The organism is Streptomyces sp. NPDC047981 (genome assembly GCF_040653315.1).
Classification (GTDB): Bacteria; Actinomycetota; Actinomycetes; order Streptomycetales; family Streptomycetaceae; genus Streptomyces.
In genome coordinates this window covers 29,503-48,016 of record NZ_JBEZNQ010000051.1, presented here as the reverse complement: position 1 = coordinate 48,016, position 18,514 = coordinate 29,503, and the positions used below count along the sequence as shown (strand labels likewise).

The window sequence follows — 18,514 nt, the reverse complement described above, 5'->3', positions numbered from 1 at the left end:
CAGGACGGCATTAGGGACTTTCCCTGATGCCCCTAGGTCCGATTCATCCTTATATGAAGTAGGTAATCCAGTCATACGGACAAGGCGCAGATGCTTCGGATGTGATGTATGTACGTCAGCAGCAACTCTCTCGACGCAGCCGACGCCAGCGGTCCGCAGGCGGGTTTCTCCCCTTCCGGCAGCGCACAGGAACCTGTTGATCACAGCGATCACACCGATGTGAGCCACGTCCTCGAGCACTGTCCCCAGGTGGTGGCCGCCGCGCGGAACGCTGTGCGGGAGCTCATGCACAGCTGGAAGATCGGTGACCCCGACACCGTCGTGCTGGTGGTGTCGGAACTCGTGACCAACGCCGTCGAGCACGCCTGCCCCCCGCTGACTCTCCGTCTGCATCGGGACCGTGCCGCCACCGGGATATGGGTGGGAGTCACGGATGGCGGGCCAGCCTGCGAGGAAGGGGCCTGGACCTCGTCCTGTACGGAGGAGGAACACGGCCGAGGCCTGGGCATCGTCGAGGCGCTGGCCGAATCCCATGGCTGGTACCGCCACACGGACGGGGCCACCACACATTGGGCGCGGCTCTCGGCAGCCTCGTGACGAGGCCGGCGTTCTGCCTCCGCCGACCACAGTCCCATCCCCGTATGAGGAATCGAATGATGCTTTCACCGAGCGCCTTCCGGCGTTTTGGCTACTGCGTTCGCCGCTGTCTGGCGTTCGCCATCGCGTGGTAAAGAAGGGAAACAGCCATGGGCAGGCTCGGTCCCACCGAGATCATTCTCATTCTCGTCGTCATCATCCTGTTGTTCGGCGCCAAGAAGCTTCCGGACATGGCCCGTTCGCTGGGCAAGTCGGCTCGCATTCTCAAGAGCGAGGCCAAGGCGATGAAGGCGGACGACCAGCAGGTGACACCCGTCGTCGTGGTGGACCCGCCCACCCCCGGCGCGCAGGAGCAGTCTGCCCCGCGCACGATTGAGGCCGCATGTGGTGATGCGGCCGATTCGCCTCCCGTGACCGAGCCTTCGGACGCGGCCCGGCGCTGACCCCGGTCCGTCGCGGCCTGCGCTCGAGCGGAGGCCGCCGCACGAGATGAGGACGTGGGTTGCTCAAGTCCGCCCGCAAGCAGGAGAAGGACCCCGAGGGCCACATGCCCCTCGTGGAGCACCTGCGTGAACTTCGCGACCGCATGGCGAAGGGTTTGCTGGCCATCGTCGCGGCCACCGTCGTGGCCCTCGTGTACAGCGAGGAGCTGATGCGGTTCCTGGCGAGGTCGGTGCCCCAGTGCGGCCCCGGCGTCACGAGCGACGGCGGCAACTGTGCGATCGTCTCCTTCAACACGCTGATGGCGCCGTTCAGCATGACGATCCAGATCAGCCTCGTGACGGGTCTCGTCGTCGCGAGTCCGGTCTGGCTGTACCAACTCTGGGCCTTCATCGCTCCCGGCCTGCACCAGGACGAGAAGAAGTACACCTACGTCTTCGTCGGCGCCGCGGTCCCGCTCTTCACGGCCGGTGCCTACCTCGCGTACCTCATCCTCCCCGTCAGCGTGAAGGTCCTCCTCAGTCTCACGCCCGGTGGCTCCGCGAACATCCTCTCTCTCGGCGATGTCCTGGACTTCACCCTGCGTATGGTGCTCGTCTTCGGTCTCGCCTTCGAACTGCCGCTCGTCCTCGTGATGCTGAACCTCACCGGTGTCGTCACGGGACGGCGGATGGCCGGCTGGTGGCGCGGTGTCATCCTGGGGGTCTTCCTCTTCGGTGCTGTCGTCACCCCCACCACCGACCCCATCGGCATGATCGCTCTCGCGGGCCCGATCACCGTCCTGTACTTCGGCGCCGTCGGTTTCTCGCTCCTCCACGACCGGCGCAGGGCCCGGGCCGGCGGCGACACCGACAGCGAACTCGGCGAAGTCAGTAGGGATCTTCGGAGTGGTCACCGATCGGGTGACGGCCTGATCCACGGAGGCCGAGCGCGACCGCAGATCAGAGACGGATCAACTCCACAGAGCCGTTCACCCTCTGGAGTGGCCGCTGAAGAGGCTCAGTGAGCCGTTTTCATCCTGAATAGTTGCTGGTCGGGAGTGTGTGGGCGGCTTGGGCGATGGTGCTGATGCGGCGGGTGGAGCATCTGGCTCGTCGGAGGATGCGTCAGGTCTTGAGTTGGGCGAAGGCGCGTTCGCCTGGCGTGCGGAGTCGGGCGTGGTCGCGGTTGAACTGTTGGTAGTGGGTGGGTTGTTCGCGGTGGCGTGGAGACACCGAAACCGGCCGCGAGCTGCGGGAACGTTTCGCTTTTCCGCAGATGTGCCGGCCATGAGTGCCTGCTTGAAGCAACCCAGGCGCCGCCACGGAGAGTTCAGCTCCTCCCGGCGGCGTGGATCAGCCACGAGGCATGCTCGAGGAGGCCGTGCGGGACGTCGAGCATGGAAGAATACGGAACCAACAGGGCCCCTTCGGTCGCCGGTGTGTTGAGTGAAGTCGCCACGCCAACGACCAGGGGCCCTGCCACGTCACTTCATGCCCCTCTGACCAGCAACTTCACCCGCCAGGGACGGGATGAAAAGGGATCAGTAGGCGTTCTGAACGTGCTTCACTTTCTTCCCGTTTGCTTGCCCGTTTTGACCCCACCAAAACGGGCAAGCTGAAGGACAATGAAAACCATGCGTCATAAACTAAGGAGAGCGCATGTTTTGGAATGTCGAGCCCCTGAAAGCGCATGCCGAGGGCTTTGTGCGCGGACTGCAGCGCTTTCGTCGCGGCCCGGAAGAGGTTGACGCGGAGGAGATGACGCGCCTCGCTGAGGAGATGGCGCACCTCATTATGGAGCAGCCATGGATGGCGAATATTAATGAAGCGACGCGAGATTATATATACAGGAATCTGCTCACAGGAGATAATTTTGAGGAATGCGTACGGCAAATAGTGTGCGCTATTTCGTATTCAGGTGACTTCGGTCATTTGTGGGAGTTGAACGCACGTAAACTCAAGGAACTGCCCGTGGGCGGTACGGCATATTTTATTGTTTTTCGGGCACCGAAAGGTCTCCAAATTGCCTTCGGAGATCGCGAGGATGTGGGATACTTCGACACATCTTGCCTCGCCATCGGATCGATCAAGAAAATGGGGCACGGAATCAACCCCCTTCCTGGCTTCCTTCCCGGGCGATCATTCCATGGAGAATATGTCCTGGAGTGCACCCCCCCCGAATATGGAGACAATGTGCGGGAGTACGTTTCAGTATTTTCCAAGAAATATATCCGCTGAACCTCTTCGGCGGCCACTCTTGAGGGTGAACGGTTATTCTCGGTTGACTGGCTCCTGAGCTGCGAATGCAGTCGATGCTGCGGGGCACAGTCGTCACCCCGATCGTGGTTGTTCTGAGGAGGCTCAGTGAGCCCTTTTCATCCTGAGTGTTCGCAGGTCAGGAGGGTGTGAACGGTCTTGATGATCTGGCTGGTGCGGTTGGTGGAGCAGCGTGGCTGTCGCAGGATGCGCCGTGACTTCAGCCGGGCGAAGGCGTGTTCGCCTGGCGTGCGGAGTCGGGCGTGGTTCCGGTTGAACTGCTGGTAGTGCGGCGGCTGGATTCGGTGGTGGTAGTAGGGGGTGCGGACGGTGGCGCCGGCGCCTTGGTAGGCGTGGTCGGCGGGGACGAGGATCTGTCTGGTGAGGCGGGTCTGGACGATGTCGTGGGGCCCGGGCCGCGGTCGGGGCGTGGGTGCGCCCGGGCAGAGCACGGGAGAACCACAGCGGTGTGTCGTCCCGGCGGGCGATGACCTGCACGTTCATGCTGTGCTTGCGGTGTTTCGTCGAGTAGTACGGCTCGTCCGCGCCGATCCGGTCGGTGCCCACGAGGGTGCCGCTGAGGTTGAAAGGGTGGGGTGACAGGGGGCGTTGGCGGTGCTACATCCTCGTCATGAGGTACGCGGATGGCGGCGGTCTGACCGCTGCGGGGCGGGCGAAGCGTGAGGCGGTGCGCTTCGGGGCCGCGGAGATGTTCGAGCAAGGGGTGCGGCTGCCGGAGGTGGCCCGCAGGTTACGGGTGTCGCGGATTCGGCCTACGTCTGGCACGCGGCCTGGCGGGACGGCGGCAGATCAGCCCTGGCCTCGAAGGGGCCTGGTGGCTTTCCCTGCCAGCTCAGCGATGACCAGACCGAGTGCCTGCAGGCCGAGTTGGAGGCCGGACCCGCCGCGCACGGCTGGTGCGAGGACCAGCAGTGGACCCTGGCCAGGGTCGCGGAGCTGATCCATCGCCTGTTCGGCTACCGGTCCACCCCGCGCGGTGTGTCCTACCTGCTGCACCGGCTGGGCTGGTCACCGCAGGTCCCCGCCCACCGGGCCGTCGAACGCGACGAGCAGGCCGTAGAGCGGTGGCGGACGGAGCAGTGCTCACGGGTAAGAGGACGGCCCAGATCCTGGGCGCGTGGATAGTCTTCGAGGACGAGGCCGGCCAGGACCTGAAGCCCGGCAAGGGGCGGACCTGGTCAAGGCGTGGCAGGACGCCGCTGGTCAGGGTGACGGGGAAAGGATCCGGCCGGGTCCTGATGGCCGAGTCCGGCCGGGCCGCGCAACCAGGCTGATCTACCGGACGCAGACGTACCGGGGCCGTACCGGCGAGAAGAAGGGCTTCCGGACCCGCGAGTTCTCCGACCTGCTGACCTCCGCCCGCCGGCAGCTCGGCGGCGCCCCGCTGATCGTGGTGTGGGACAACGCCAGCACCCATCACGCCAAGGCCCTGCGGGACTTCTGCGACCGCAACAGCGACTGGCTCACCATCATCAAGCTGCCTCCGTACGCACCCGACCTCAACCCCGTCGAAGGCGTCTGGGCCCACCTGAAGAACTCCCTGGCCAACCTCGCACCCCGCACGATCGACGGCCTCACCCCGCTCCTGAAAAACCGCCTACGCGACATCCAACGGAGACCCGGGATCCTCGAGGGCTTCATAGCCCAGGCCGGACTCGGGCTGGAGCCCCCGTAGCCCTGTCACCCCACCCTTTCAACCTCAGCGTCAACGTCAGCGGCACATCGTCCGCGGCTACTTCGGCGGCCCGCACGTCCGCTACGTCCTGGACGAGAACCCCATGAGTTTTTGATCAATATGGAACAGTCGTGAAGACCCAGTCAGGTGGACTGAGCAGCCGTGGGCGTCTGACCGTAACCTGCGACGCCCGCTCTGAAGGCAAGGTCAGGGAACTTCTGTCCCACCTCACTCACAAGGAGCTCACCTTCGAGTTCCCGCAGACCCACAATCGCTGAGGACACCCCAGCAAGATCCCGGCCGCCTTGAGCAGGGTTCACGGGACGGAAAATTGCGCGTACAACGCCTGGGTCGAACGCTCATGCGCCAACAGGCGAGCTGACACCTGCCGGGGTCTGGCTCGGCCGGGGCGTGCAGGCCGAGCCGGGCGGCAGCCAGAGCGATTGCCCGGCACTTCCTGTCCTCCCGGTTACTGAACCTCTTCAGCGGCCACTCCAGAGGGTGAACGGCTCTGTGGAGTTGATCCGTCTCTGATCTGCGGTCGCGCTCGGCCTCCGTGGATCAGGCCGTCACCCGATCGTGGCCGTTCTGAAGAAGCTCACTGGGCATCGTTCCAGACGGCCGTGCCCTACGGGGCGGGGAAGAAGGTGGGGGCGGCCCGGTGGTACTGCGTTCCAGAGTGCGTCTGGGCACCGGGCCTTTCTCCCGTACGCGTCATAATCGGCGCGGGCTGGCACGGGACCTATCCGTCTCCGGCCGCAACCGGGTGCTGGGGCTCGTGGTAAGTCCCTCACAGCCACACAGGTAGCACTCACCACGGGTCCTGGTGGCGACTGAACCTCTTTCATCCTGGACTCCGCACGATCCCGCGAGCTGCTGACCTGCAGCGATGCTCTTGATCTTCACTCTCGGAACCCGAGGATGAAAGAGGCTCAGTGAGATCACCACGCAACCGACCAGGGGCCTGCCCTGTTACCAACAGTTCCTGGCTCAACCGCATCGAGGCTCAGTTCACCGCGCTGCGCTAGACGTCGTTTCCTTTGGTGGTTTGGCTCGTTGTGCTGGGCATGACGAGTCTTGCCGAGCGGCTGGTGCCGGATGAGTTGTGGGAGTTGTTCCGCAGGGTGGTGCCCGAGACGGTGGTGATACGCCCGCAAGGAGGCGGCCGCCGGCGGGCCGGGGATCGTGAGTGTCTGGCCGCGATCGTGTTCGGGGCGACGTCGGGCTGCACGTGGCGGCAGGTGCCGCCGTTGTTCGGGCCGGCCTGGCCGACGGTCTACCGGAGGTTCGCCCGCTGGAGCAAGGACAGGGTCTGGGCCCGTCTGCACCGGGTCGTCCTGGATGAACTCGGCGCCCAGGGAGAGCTGGACTGGTCGCGTTTCGCTATCGACTCGGTGAGTGTCCGGGCCCTCAAAGGGGGCTTCTGACCGGACCGAATCCGACCGATCGCGGCAAGATGGGATCGAAAATCCACCTCGTCACCGACCGGTCCGGTCTGCCGGTCGCGGTCGCCATCTCTGCGGCGGACACCCACGACAGTCTCGCTCTGCAGCCGCTCGTCGCGTCGATACCGCCGATCCGCAGCCGTCGAGGCCCCCGCCGCCGACGGCCCGACAAGCTCCACGGGGACAAAGGCTACGACTACCCCCAACCGCGGCGATGGCTCCGCGGCCGGGGCATCACGCCTCGGACTGCCCGTCGGGGGATCGAGACATCACAGCGGCTGGGACGTCACCGACGGGTCGTCGAACAGACCATGTCCTGGCTGGCCGGCTGTCGCCGGCTCCACCGCCGCTACGAGCACAAGCCCGAGCACTTCCTCGCCATCACGGCCATCGCCACCAGCCTCATCAACCACCGGCACCAAGTGAAACGAGGTCTAAGGGCTTCGCCGAGCTCTTTCCAACCTGCCGCAGGAGCTTGCCGGTTGGGCTGACAACGTGGTGAAGCCCTGGTAGATGGTTTTTCGACCAAGAGAACCGTCTTCACCAGGGTCTTCGCATGCTTGTCTATCCGTCGGGTGTCGACGTGTCCAGTTCTGCCCTGCGTTTCCTGTCCAGCCGTCTGCGGCGGCACCGTCGCGCGATCGGCTCCCGCTGGCGGCGTCTGAGCATCGGCCGTCAGGCCCTGCTCGCGCTGGCCCAATTTGCGGGTGGGGCACACATATGCCCGGCTCGCAGCCGGATTCGGCATCGGAACCACGACCGCCTACCGGTACGTCGCCGAAGCCGTCGGCCTCTTGGCTGACTTCGCTCCTGCCCTGGCAGACGCCGTGCGAACGGCATCGACGAAAACGTTCGTGTTCTTGGACGGCACGCTCCTGCCGATCGACCGTATCGCCGCGGGCCGGCCCTTCTGCTCCGGGAAACGCAAAAAGCACGGGGTGAACGTGCAGGTCCTCACCGACCCCTTCGGCCGGCTGCTGTGGGCCTCAGCGGCCCTGCCCGGCGCCGTCCACGATGTCCGCGCGCCCGCGAACACGGCGTCGTCGACGCCCTTGCCGAGGTCGGCGTCACCTGCTGGGCGGACAAGGCCTATCGGGGTGCAGTGGAACGGTCCGCGCCCCTCCTGGGGCCGCTGGGAAACCCTTTCCACCGGCCAGAAGGCCGTCAACCGCTCGCACGCGAAGAGACGCGCACTCGTCGAGCAGGCCATGGCCACATCAAAGCCTGGAGACTTCTCCGCAAGATCCGGTGCTCGACCACCCGCATCACCGCTCTCGTCCAAGCCGTCCTCGCCCTGCATCTGGCCAGCTCAGAGCGGTGATGGAAAAGGCTCACGGCGTGATTCCCCGCCCCGGTCCGTCGTGAGGACCGGGGCGATCCCTCTCAGGAGCACCGGTCGCCGGTGTCAGCCGACTCGGGAAGTGCCAGCTGACTCAGCAGGCGATTCAGGGCTGCTTCCAGCTTCAGAACCTCAAGTGAAAGTTGGGACACGCGTTGTTCCAGGTCTGTCAAGCGGTCATTCAGCAACACGGCCCACCCTTTCGTACATGACGCTGTCCATCGAAATCGCCAGGCTCGCGAGGGAGCCCGGTGGGGCGGAATTCGAGGCCCTTGCCGGTTCAGCGGACCGAGAATAGGGTGCGATTTCTTGATCTTTCGCTCCCACTCGGGCGGTCGAAGAGGCAGAGCTGATCCCCTTTGGAGCACCCCCGCTCGCTGGTCGCGACAGGGCGGGGGCCGAGAGCACCGAATCGCATCAGCATGCCGGACATGGATGACGCTGGGTTTCGGCTACATTACCCACGGTGCCGGTGTGCCGAAATGTCGGCGGGAGGTTCTGCTCCGTGTCCTGAATGCCTGGGATGAGCCTCGGTCCGGGACTAGCGTGGGACAGAGAACCGGGACAGCCTCTCAGGATGGTTGCTATGGGTGATGAGGGTCTGTTTGTCGGCAGAGAGGCCGAACTCGCGAAGCTGCGTGAATGTGCCGCGGATGTCGTCACGGCACAACGTCCTTGGGTGGTGCTGATCCAGGGGGAGGCGGGCGTAGGCAAGACCGAGTTGCTGCGGCGCTGGCGTGCGACCGGGGCTCTTGACGATTTCGTCGTACTGCGGGCACGCTGCGATCTCTTCGAGAAGGACTTCGCCTTCGGCATGATCCAGCAGCTCATCGCCCCGCTCCCGGCGGAACTACTGGAGGACTTTCCCCTCCTCAAGGGCCCGGTCCCCACGACAGCCCCGCCCTTCGAGGTAGGCATGCAGCTGCTCGCACTCATGGGGACCCTGCAGGGCGAGCACCCCGTCGGGGTTCTGATCGAGGATCTGCACTGGGCGGACACGGCTTCGTTGCAGTCCTGGGGTTTCGTCCAGCGAAGGCTCGATGCCGATGCCCTGCTCACGGTGTGCACGGCGCGCACCGCGGGACCTGGGACCAATCCGGAGCTGGACGAGATACTGCGCCGGCTGCTCGACAGTTCGAGGATGAACCTCCGACTGCCCCTGGGGGGGCTGTCGACGCAGGAGGCGGCCGAGCTGCTCGACCGGGCCACCGGAGGGCGGGTCCGGTTGTCCGTTGCCGAACATCTTCAGCGGCACACCGGGGGCAATCCCCTGTACATGAACACCGTTCTGGCGGAACTGGCCGACGCGGGCCTGGCTGAGGACCCGTCGGCTGAGCTGCCCGTGCCGTCATCGCTGGCCACTGCCATCCGCTCTGAACTGCTCGGGATGCCGGAGGCATCCCGAGCCCTGGTCGAAGCCGCCGCCGTCCTGGGAACGCCGACCCCGCTGGCTCTCGTCGGCCAAGTGGCGGGGGTGGAAGCCCCGCACCCCGCCCTCGAAGCCGGCCTGGCCACCGGACTGGTGCGCTGGCACCCGAGCAAGCCCTCACGGCCGGTGGAGGTCGCCCACTCACTGCAGCAGCAGGCCATCACCGAAGCCGTCCCCCCGGAGCGCCTGCGGCGTCTGCACGCGAAGGCGGCGCTCCTGGTGGACCGGCGCGCGGCCTGGGCCCACCGCGTGGCCGCCGCCGAACCCACCGATGTCCAACTGGCGGGTGAGCTGGTCGAGGCGGCGGACGAGGAGTTCGCCGCCGGTGAGGCGGAACGCTCGGCGACGCTGCTCCTGTGGGCTTCCGACCTCGCAGCAGAGCGACCGGAGCGCGAGCGCCATCTCCTCACCGCCGCAGCGCGCTTGGCGACCTTCAACCGGAACACGCGCGTCGCCTCCCTGCTGCCCCGCGTCCAGGCGACGGCCCCGTGCGCCCTGCGCAGCCTGGTCCTGGGGGCCGACGCGATGTCCCGAGGCACGTTCCCGGCGGCGGAGACCCACTTCGCCGACGCACTGACGCGGAGCGACCAGGAACAGGACGGCTGGACCGGGGTCATGGCGCGCATCTGGATCAGCAGCGTCCTGAACTTCCTGGGGCGCCAGGGCGAGGGGGCGGAGGCCGCGAAGCAGGTCCTGGCGATGGTGCCCGACTCACCATGGGCCCGTGCCAACCTGAGTACCGGTCTCGGACTCGCGGAGGGACCCCGGGCGGCGCTGCGGGAACTGGCCCCGATCACGCAGCTGGTCGTTCCCGCGGCGGCCAAGGGCGAGCCCGCCCAGGCATTCCTGCTGACGATGCAGGGCTGGTTCCGGATCCAGTCGGGGACGCTGGAGCCAGGCATCCAGGACTGTGCGACGGCGTTGGCCCTCGGCCGGTCCCACGGGGCGTCCGCTTTCCCCGACTGGGCGTACCTGGGCACGGCGGCCGTGCAGTACCTCCTCGGAGACTGGGACCGTGTTCCCCTCAACGTCGAGCACGCACTGGAGATCACATCGAACGGAGAGGGCTGGGCCGCGGCCCAGCCCCTCGAGCACGCCGTCGCCACGTGGCTCGCCGCAGGGCGAGGAGAGTGGGGTGCGGCGGAGGAGGGTCTGCGTACCACGGAGAGCTGGGCTCGCTTCGTCGGAGGGGAGCAGGCCTCCACATGGGCGGCGATGAGCCGGGCGATCCTCGCGCAGGCCCGGGGCGACCACGGCGCGATGCTCGAAGCCGTGGAGCCGCTCACGCGGGCCGAGGGCGGCTGGCCACAGCTCGACCAGGTGTTCTGGCTCCCACTCCACGCCGAGTCGCTCATCGGCCTGGGACGCCGCGATGAGGCCGAGGCCGCTGTCACGCGGCTCCAGACCACGGCACAGGAGGTCACGTGTCTGCGGACCGCCGCGGCGTGGCTGTCCGGTTGGCACGCCGAGAGCGTCGGCGACGTCGTCCGAGCGCGCGCGACGTACGAGCGAGGGCTCGGTCAGGTTGAGCCCGGAGAAGCCGTCTCCCTGCATCGGGCGATGCTGGAACATTCCTACGGCCGGGTGCTGGCCGCGTCGGCGTTCTCCGCGGACGCCGGAACGTGGTTCGGTCAGGCGCGCGAGCGCCTCCAGCGCATGCGCGCCCAGCCCTTCCTCCAACGGTGCGCCCAGGACGTGCCCACCTCGTCGCACGGCACCCCGCGCACGAAAGCCAGGAGGTCCGCGGAGCTCACCGGCAGGGAGCGTGACGTCGCGCTCCTCATCGGCCGGGGTCTGACGAACAAGGAGATCGCGCACGAACTCTTCGTCAGCTCCAAGACCGTCGAGTATCACCTGGGCCACATCTACGACAAGCTCGGGCTGGCCAACCGCCGGGAGCTGCGTGACCAGGTGCAGCGGGACAGGGACCTCACCGCCCCCGCGGGCGACCCTCGCTAGACCACGGTGCGGTGTTCCGGACCGGCACCGCCCACCTTGCGTAAAGGTAAGGAAATTCCCTCACGGGCGCGCAACGCGCGGTCGGGTGCAATGACACCCGTGACCGGTTGCCGGGCGAACCGATTCCCCCCGGGGCCGGCACCGGTCACACCACGCGACGCTCCGGCTCCATGCCGGAGCCCAGTCCTGGAGGCACTTATGGAATCGTCGGTCCACCGCTGGCGCCGCGGTCTCGTCGCCGCGGCGGCAGCCCTGCTGCTGGGTACGGGAGCCGTGGCCTGCGCGGGAAACGCGGAGCCCACCACCACGCAGGACACCCCTCAGGCCGACGGACCGACCGAGACGACGGGCAGCGGCACCCAGACGGACACCGGAACGGCGGTCGAGGACGACGGTGTGATCTACGCCGCGTGCATGCGGAAGAACGGCGTCGACGTCGCGGACCCCAAGCCGGGGGAGGCGCCGAGACTGCCCGAGCAGGTCTCGGAGTCCGTCCTGGACAAGGCCGAGAAGGAGTGCGGGAAGGCGCCGGGCGCGCAGCAGCAGCAGGCCGGGAGCGGAGGTCTGGCAAGCGATGAGAAGTACCAGGAGCTCGCGCTCAGGGAGCAGCAGTGCCTGCGGGAGAACGGCTACGTGGTTCCTGAGACCACGGAGACGGCGCAGATGCCGAAGATGCCGGGCGAGGACCCGGTGCTCGACCGGGCGATCGCGGCCTGCAAGGAGACCGGTGACGCGCTGCGGGAGTACCTCGACAAGGTGATGGGGGAGAAGTGACGGAACAGGACGGGCAGAGTACGGACCAGCTTCCGTCACTGTCCGTGCCGGACGCTGCCGCCCACCCCCGGCGCAGGCGCTACGGCGGTCGGCGACGCGCCGCGTTCGTCGTCATCGCGCTCGGCGCGGTGGCCGCCACAGCGGCCACCGGGATGGCCTACATGCGGCAGTCTCCACCTGCCCCCACGACCGCGGGGGACCGGCTGCCGGCCGAGACACGGGACATCGTCCGGGGCGATCTGGTGTCCGAGGTGCACGCGGCAGGGGCGGTACAGCTCTCCGGCGGACGCGACATCAAGAACCATCTGACCGGCATCGTCACCTGGACCCCGAAGGCCAACGCGGCGGTGAACCCGGGCGAACGCCTCTACGCCGTCGACAACAGGCCCGTCTTCCTGCTGCGGGGCTCGCTGCCCGCCTGGAGGGAGTTCAAGAAGGGGATGGCGGACGGCGACGACGTCCGCATGCTGGAGCAGAACCTCGCGGAACTCGGCTACACCGGCTTCACCGTGGACGAGGAGTTCAGTGAGAAGACCGAGGCCGCGGTGAAACGCTGGCAGAAGAACAACGGGCTTGAGACGACCGGCACGATCGAACTCGGCCGTGTCGTCTATGCCACCGGCGGGCTGCGTGTCGCGAGCGCGGCGGTGCGGGTCGGCGATCCGATCGCGCCCGCGCAGAACGTTCTCCGGGTCACCGGGTTCGATCACAGCGTGTCCGCCGACGTTCCGGCGAAGGAGCAGGATCTGGCGGTGCAAGGAGCGAAGGCCGAGGTCGAACTCCTCAACGGCAAGCGGGTCAAGGGCACCATCTCCTCCGTCGGGACCGAGAAGATGAACGCCGACGGCAAGAAGGTCGTCCCGATCGCGATCCGGATGGAATCCACGCGACTGTTCGACAACACGCAGAGCACGGACATCGTCGTGGTGCTGCGGCGGATCGAGGCCGAGGACGTCCTCTCCGTCCCGGTCATCGCGCTCCTGCCGGCCGACGGGGGCGGCTACGCGGTGCAGCTCGTGAACGACGGCGCTGTCAAGACCGTCGAGGTGAAGACGGGCGCGTTCGCGGACGGACACGTGGAGGTCAGCGGCGCCGGCATCGAGGAAGGGGCGCGTGTGGGGGTGCCCACGCTGTGACCGATCCCCTCGAGCAGGCCGGGCGGGAACCGGTCTGCAGTACCGCTCCCGTCGTGGAGCTGACCGACGTCAGCCGCTCCTACGGCAAAGGACCGCACCGCGTCCACGCGCTCACAGGCGTCACCACGAGTGTCTCGGCCGGGGAACTGGTCGCCGTCGTCGGCCCCTCCGGTTCCGGCAAATCGACCCTGCTCCACCTCATAGGCACCCTGGACCGTGCCACGTCGGGCCGGGTCGTGGTCGACGGACAGCGAGTGGACAAGCTCGACGACCGCAGGCTGTCCGCGCTGCGCGCGCACCGGATCGGCTTCGTCTTCCAGCAGTTCCATCTCTCCGGCGGCACCCGCGCCCTGGACAACGTCGCCGACGGCCTGCTGTACACCGGACTGTCGCGGCTGCGACGGCGGAAGCGTGCCGCCGAGGCCCTGCACCGCGTCGGCCTCGGCCACCGGCTGGACCACCGACCGCACGAGCTGTCCGGCGGCGAGCGGCAGCGGGTCGCCATCGCCCGCGCCGTGGTGGGCAAACCGGCCCTCCTGCTGGCTGACGAGCCCACCGGTGCCCTGGACACCCGCTCCGGCGCCATGGTGGTGGACCTGCTCCGCGACCTGCACGCCTCCGGCACGGCCGTCGTCGTCATCACCCACGACACACAGCTGGCCGAAAGCCTGCCGCGCCGACTGGTCATGCGGGACGGACGGCTCGTGGAAGACGTCAGGGACGGATCCCACGCCCACGTGCCCGCCCGGACCCACCGTGACACCGGACCTGCGACGCGGACATCCGACACCACGGCGACCGGGCCACGACCCGCCCAGGAGCCCGCATGAATCCCGACACCCCCGACACCCCCGGGGCCTCGCGCCTGCGCGGAGGAGACCTCCTCCGCCTCGGCCTCAACGGCCTGCGTACCCGCCCTCTGCGCGCGGTGCTCTCCGCCGCCGGCATCGCCATCGGGATCGCCGCGATGATCGCCGTCATCGGCATCTCGGCGTCGAGCCAGGCGAACCTCGACGCCGAACTCGACAAGCTGGGCACCAACCTGCTGACCATCGAGCCGGGGAAGGACCCGCAGACGGGGGAGCGCGCGCCCCTGCCTGTGACCGTGGTGTCGACCATCGCCCGGGCCGACGGCGTGGACACCGTCAGCGGCACCGGGGCGCTCGAGGACGTGAACGCGTACCGCAACGCCCGCGTCGACCCCGCCGAGTCGAATGCCCTGAGCGTGCTCGCCACCGACACCCAGCTGCTCGACGCCTTGGAGGCGGACCTCCGCTGGGGAGGCTGGCTGGACCGGGCCCCCGACCTCTATCCGACGTCGGTCCTCGGCCAGCGGGCCGCCTCCCGCCTGGGCGTCACGAACGCCGGTGAACGCATCTGGATCGGCGACCGGTACTTCACAGTGCTCGGCGTCCTCGATCCCGTGCCGCTCGCTCCCGAACTCGACACCGCGGTACTCGTCAACAACGCGGCGGCCGAGCGGTACCTCGGCTACGACGGTCGCCCCACAAAGGTGTACGAGCGTTCCTCGGACGAGCTCGTGGAGAGCGTGCGGAGAAAACTGGCGCGCGCGGCCAATGCGGAGGACCCGCAGCTGGTCGCCGTCAGCCGGCCCTCCGACGCGTTGAAGGCGCGGCAGGCGGCGGAGGCATCGTTCACCGGGCTGCTCGTCGGGCTCGGGGCCGTGGCCCTGCTGGTCGGTGGGATCGGCGTGGCCAACACCATGGTCATAGCGGTCATGGAACGACGCGGTGAGATAGGACTGCGGCGCGCGCTCGGCGCGACACGGCGGCACATCTCCCGGCAGTTCCTTGTGGAGGCACTGCTCCTGTCCTGCCTCGGAGGCCTCGGTGGAGCGATCCTCGGCGCGGCCGTGACCACGGGCTATGCTCTCAGCCAGGGCTGGCCCACCGCCATCCCCCTGACCGCTCTGGCCGGAGGCGTCGCCGCCACCGCCGTGATCGGCGCGGTCGCCGGGCTGTACCCGGCTCTGCGTGCCGCAGGCACCCCGCCGACGGTCGCCCTCGCAGCTCCGTAGCGGATGTCCGTCGTCCGCTCTCGCGGGGCGGACGACGGACGTGTGACCTGTGGCCGGTCCCCGACCCGCTCCGCGTCGAGGCACAGGAGGAGAACACCTTGCGCGTGCTGATTGTCGAAGACGAACCGTTCATGGCGCAGGCCCTGGTCAACGGCCTGAGGCGGGAGGCGATCGCCGCCGATCACGCCCCCGACGGAGAGGCTGCTCTGGAGCAGATCGCCACCCACGACTACGATGTCGTGGTCCTGGACCGCGACCTGCCCCGCGTCCACGGTGACGAGGTGTGCCGCCACATCGTCGAACGGCACGGCTCCGTGCGCGTCCTCATGCTGACCGCGGCGTCCTCCCTGGACGACCGTGTCCACGGGCTGCGAATCGGCGCCGACGACTACCTGCCCAAACCGTTCGACTTCCCCGAGCTCGTCGCCCGGCTGCACGCCCTGCACCGCAGGTCCGGCACGCTGCCCCCACCCGTACTGGAATGGTGCGGGATACGGCTGGACCCCTTCCGCCGTGAGGCGTACCGCGACGGACGCTATCTGCGGCTGACCCGCAAGGAGTTCGCCGTACTCCACATTCTCATGACGGCGCAGGGCGGGGTGGTCAGCGCCGAGACCCTGCTGGAGAAGGCCTGGGACCAGCACGCCGACCCGTTCACCCAGGCCGTGCGCGTCACGGTGTCCACCCTCCGTCGCAAGCTCGGCGAGCCGTCCCTCCTGCAGACCAGGACCGGTGCCGGCTACTGCCTCGGGACCTCTCCGTGAGAGCCGCCGCGCCCCGTACCCGGCTGACCATCCGTGCGAGGCTCACCCTGACGTACGGGGTCCTGTTCGCGACCTCGGCCGCCGCCATGGCCGGACTGCTCTACCTCTTCATGCGGTTCGGCCCGAGCTACTCCGAGGCCCTGACCCAGGCAGCCGTGCCTACCCTGGGGCCCGAGACGGGCGGGGCGCGCCCGGACCTGCCGGGGGCCGCTGCGGACTCGGCGATGCCGGACCCCCGCCTGAGCGCGAGTCCGTCGTTGACCCCGACCGCCACAGGTCCTGGGCCGAGCCCGTCGGGGACCGATCCCGCCAAGGACCCGGGCATGCTCCCGGAGGCCGTCGCCACAGGCCCCGGCCCGCTCCCGGACTTCACCGCTTCAGACACGGCCCAGGCCGCACCGGGCCTGCTCTCCCTGGAGGTCTCCACCAAGGCGGACTTCCTGCAGGCGCTCCTCGTGTTCAGCGCCGTCGTCTTCCTGTTGCTGCTGCTGATCTCCGTTGTCGTCGGCTGGCTCGTGGCCGGCCGCATGCTGGCGCCGTTGCAGCAGATCACAGCGACCGCCAGAGGAATCGCCGACTCCACCTTGCACGAGCGCATCGATCTCTCCGGGCCGAAGGACGAGATCAGGGAACTGGCGGACACCTTCAACGCGATGCTCCGCCGCCTCGAACAGGCATTCCAGGCGCAGCGCCGGTTCGCGGCGAACGCCTCGCACGAACTGCGCACTCCTCTGGCGAGCATGCGGACCATCCTCCAGGTGGCGCTCGCCTCACCGGAGCACGAAGACCTGCGGGCGGCCGGACCGCAACTACTCGTCCTCAACAGACGCTCCACCGAGATCACCGAGGCCCTGCTCACCCTCGCCCGCGCCGACCACGGAGCGATTTCCAGGGAGCCCGTCGATCTGGAGGAGTTGGCGCGTGCGGTCTGCGTGCAGGCCCAACCCCAGGCACATCAGGCCGGGGTGGAGCTTGCCGGACCGAGCAGCCCGGCGCGCACCACCGGCGACCGCACCCTGCTGCGACAGCTGGTCCACAATCTTGTCGACAACGCCGTGCGCCACAACCACCGCAACGGGTCCGTGACGGTGACCACCACCCGCTCCCCGGCGGGCGGAGCGCGGCTCACCGTGCGCAACACCGGCCCGAAGCTCGACCAGGACGCCGTGGACCAGGCATTCGAGCCCTTCCACCGACTGGACACCCGTGCGGCGTGCTCTTCCGGCCGCGCGTCCGGGCACGGTCTCGGACTTGCCATCGTGCAGTCCATCGTCCGCGCCCACAACGGCACGCTGAGAGCCGTGCCGCTCAGTCCCGACGGGCTGGAAGTGTCGGTGGATCTCCCGAGATGACCCCTCGGGCACTTCCTTTGCCCCCTCAACCTCCCCTACGTGCCTGACCGGCGACGGCTGCCTTGCCAGGATGACTCGGGTACGGGTCGTCATCCGTGAGCCGGGCCCCGCCCCGGACGGCTATGGGCCCGCCGACTCAAGGAATCAGGGGTCCAAAGGACATGGCAGCCCTCCAGCGCGCCACGCAGGGATTCGCCGCGGTGGCGATCGCCGCCACGGTGGTCGCCGTAACCCTCGGAGTGCAGTCCGACCCCCAGCCGGCGGGAGCCGCCGAGGAACAACTCGATCCGGGCTCGCAGGCGGTGTCCCGGCCGTTCACGAAACCGAGCGGTTCCGCGATCGCGCCCAACGTCGCGCCACCCGCCGCTTCAGGGGGATCCCGCACCGTCTCGACCAAGGGCGGGCATGTCAGTCTGCCGGCCGTCGTACACCAGGCGTACCTCAATGCCCAGGGACGGCTCGCGACGACACAACCACGCTGCCACCTGACCTGGGCGATACTCGCCGGCATCGGACAGGTGGAGTCCAACCAGGCCCGTGGTGGCGCTGTCGACGCCTCCGGGACGACGCTCACCCCGATCCTCGGGCCGGCGCTCAACGGAGCCGGGTTCGCCTCCATCTCCGACACCGACGACGGCCGGCTGGACGGGGACACCCGCTGGGACCGCGCGGTGGGGCCGATGCAGTTCATCCCCACCACGTGGGCCGTTTGGGGAACGGACGGGAACCAGGACGGGGTCGCGAGCCCGCACAACATCTACGACGCCGCGCTGGCAGCCGGACGCTATCTGTGCGCGAACGGACGGGACCTGTCGGACCCGAAGCAGCTGCGCGCGGCCATCCTGAGCTACAACAGGTCGTCGGAGTACGCCGACACGGTGACGGGCTGGATCGCGCGGTTCTCGGGAGCCACGGTGTCACAGACGGATCCTTCGCCGGACCCGAGCCCCAGCCCGACCCCGTCACCAAGCCCTTCTCCGAAGCCGAAGCCGAGTCCCACTCCGAAGCCGAAGCCGAGTCCCACTCCAAAGCCGACGCCGAGTCCCAGGCCCTCGCCGTCGGACACGGATCCGCCGTCGCCCTCTCCCTCGCCGAGTTCGTCCTCGACCTCGCCGGGCGTGGGTTCGACGTCAGAGTCGTCGTCGGGAGCGAGTTGAACGACGGAGCGGCGGCCGGTGGCGTGTCCCCGGCCGGACAGCAGTCAAGGCGGAGGACAAGCGAGACGCATGCGCCCGCATTGCCCTTCCGGGCACAGCGGGCGCCGGTGACCTGGCACTTTCGGCTGCCCCATCGGCAGCTCCGCGCGT

Annotated in this window: 14 protein-coding genes and 4 pseudogenes; 16 read left to right on the top strand and 2 right to left on the bottom strand. The window is 68.2% G+C overall.

All coding sequences use genetic code 11. From position 1 onward, the window contains the following. Positions 1 to 108 precede the first annotated feature (108 nt). From AB0E14_RS26770 to tatC, 3 genes are all read left to right on the top strand, one after another. Entirely contained in the window at positions 109 to 597 is a 489-nt protein-coding gene (locus AB0E14_RS26770; protein WP_362423188.1) for an ATP-binding protein, read from the top strand. A 149-nt stretch (positions 598 to 746) separates the two neighbouring features. Beyond that, positions 747 to 1,040, top strand: a complete 294-nt coding sequence (tatA, locus tag AB0E14_RS26765) for a Sec-independent protein translocase subunit TatA (RefSeq protein ID WP_362423185.1) — start codon at positions 747 to 749, stop codon at positions 1,038 to 1,040. Between the two features lie 59 nt (positions 1,041 to 1,099). Further along, positions 1,100 to 2,044, top strand: coding sequence for a twin-arginine translocase subunit TatC (gene tatC, locus AB0E14_RS26760; RefSeq protein ID WP_362423182.1), 945 nt, complete (start codon positions 1,100 to 1,102; stop codon positions 2,042 to 2,044). A 7-nt stretch (positions 2,045 to 2,051) separates the two neighbouring features. Here tatC and AB0E14_RS26755 read toward each other — a convergent pair. Beyond that, positions 2,052 to 2,478 (bottom strand): annotated as a pseudogene (locus AB0E14_RS26755) (hypothetical protein). A gap of 200 nt (positions 2,479 to 2,678) precedes the next feature. Here AB0E14_RS26755 and AB0E14_RS26750 point away from each other — a divergent pair. Then, the gene (locus AB0E14_RS26750; RefSeq protein ID WP_362423179.1) at positions 2,679 to 3,257 is read left to right on the top strand and encodes a hypothetical protein; all 579 of its coding nucleotides are present in this window, start codon (positions 2,679 to 2,681) and stop codon (positions 3,255 to 3,257) included. Positions 3,258 to 3,394: 137 nt separating this feature from the next. Here the strand turns inward: AB0E14_RS26750 and AB0E14_RS26745 are convergent. Next, positions 3,395 to 3,857 (bottom strand): annotated as a pseudogene (locus AB0E14_RS26745) (transposase family protein); the annotation flags it as partial. A gap of 306 nt (positions 3,858 to 4,163) precedes the next feature. Here AB0E14_RS26745 and AB0E14_RS26740 point away from each other — a divergent pair. The 12 genes and pseudogenes from AB0E14_RS26740 to AB0E14_RS26685 all read left to right on the top strand — a co-directional run bounded on the left by AB0E14_RS26740 (position 4,164) and on the right by AB0E14_RS26685 (position 18,364). Continuing rightward, the gene (locus tag AB0E14_RS26740) at positions 4,164 to 4,421 is read left to right on the top strand and encodes a winged helix-turn-helix domain-containing protein (protein ID WP_362423176.1); all 258 of its coding nucleotides are present in this window, start codon (positions 4,164 to 4,166) and stop codon (positions 4,419 to 4,421) included. Continuing rightward, positions 4,414 to 4,971, top strand: coding sequence for a transposase (locus AB0E14_RS26735; protein ID WP_362423173.1), 558 nt, complete (start codon positions 4,414 to 4,416; stop codon positions 4,969 to 4,971). Before AB0E14_RS26740 ends, AB0E14_RS26735 begins: the two co-directional genes overlap by 8 nt. Before the next feature lie 1,067 nt (positions 4,972 to 6,038). Beyond that, positions 6,039 to 6,832, top strand: a pseudogene (locus AB0E14_RS26730) (IS5 family transposase); the annotation flags it as partial. Positions 6,833 to 6,972: 140 nt separating this feature from the next. After that, positions 6,973 to 7,737 (top strand): annotated as a pseudogene (locus AB0E14_RS26725) (transposase family protein). A gap of 532 nt (positions 7,738 to 8,269) precedes the next feature. Next, the gene (locus tag AB0E14_RS26720) at positions 8,270 to 11,143 is read left to right on the top strand and encodes an AAA family ATPase (protein WP_362423170.1); all 2,874 of its coding nucleotides are present in this window, start codon (positions 8,270 to 8,272) and stop codon (positions 11,141 to 11,143) included. Positions 11,144 to 11,341: 198 nt separating this feature from the next. Further along, positions 11,342 to 11,917 (top strand): hypothetical protein, encoded by a 576-nt coding sequence (locus AB0E14_RS26715; RefSeq protein ID WP_362423165.1) that lies wholly within the window; start codon positions 11,342 to 11,344, stop codon positions 11,915 to 11,917. Further along, positions 11,914 to 13,053: a peptidoglycan-binding protein gene (locus AB0E14_RS26710; RefSeq protein WP_362423162.1), complete on the top strand. Its 1,140-nt coding sequence runs from the start codon at positions 11,914 to 11,916 to the stop codon at positions 13,051 to 13,053. The genes AB0E14_RS26715 and AB0E14_RS26710 overlap by 4 nt, the downstream gene beginning before the upstream one ends. Continuing rightward, positions 13,050 to 13,883 carry an ABC transporter ATP-binding protein gene (locus tag AB0E14_RS26705; protein ID WP_362423159.1) on the top strand — a complete coding sequence of 278 codons (834 nt, stop codon included), beginning with the start codon at positions 13,050 to 13,052 and terminating at the stop codon, positions 13,881 to 13,883. The genes AB0E14_RS26710 and AB0E14_RS26705 overlap by 4 nt, the downstream gene beginning before the upstream one ends. Further along, a complete protein-coding gene (locus tag AB0E14_RS26700; protein WP_362423155.1) occupies positions 13,880 to 15,091 on the top strand; it encodes an ABC transporter permease in 1,212 nt (403 codons plus the stop codon). Before AB0E14_RS26705 ends, AB0E14_RS26700 begins: the two co-directional genes overlap by 4 nt. Before the next feature lie 98 nt (positions 15,092 to 15,189). Beyond that, positions 15,190 to 15,855 carry a response regulator transcription factor gene (locus AB0E14_RS26695; RefSeq protein WP_362423152.1) on the top strand — a complete coding sequence of 222 codons (666 nt, stop codon included), beginning with the start codon at positions 15,190 to 15,192 and terminating at the stop codon, positions 15,853 to 15,855. Then, positions 15,852 to 17,207, top strand: a complete 1,356-nt coding sequence (locus AB0E14_RS26690; RefSeq protein WP_362423149.1) for an ATP-binding protein — start codon at positions 15,852 to 15,854, stop codon at positions 17,205 to 17,207. The genes AB0E14_RS26695 and AB0E14_RS26690 overlap by 4 nt, the downstream gene beginning before the upstream one ends. A 161-nt stretch (positions 17,208 to 17,368) precedes the next feature. Further along, positions 17,369 to 18,364 (top strand): hypothetical protein, encoded by a 996-nt coding sequence (locus AB0E14_RS26685; protein WP_362423146.1) that lies wholly within the window; start codon positions 17,369 to 17,371, stop codon positions 18,362 to 18,364. Positions 18,365 to 18,514 lie beyond the last annotated feature (150 nt).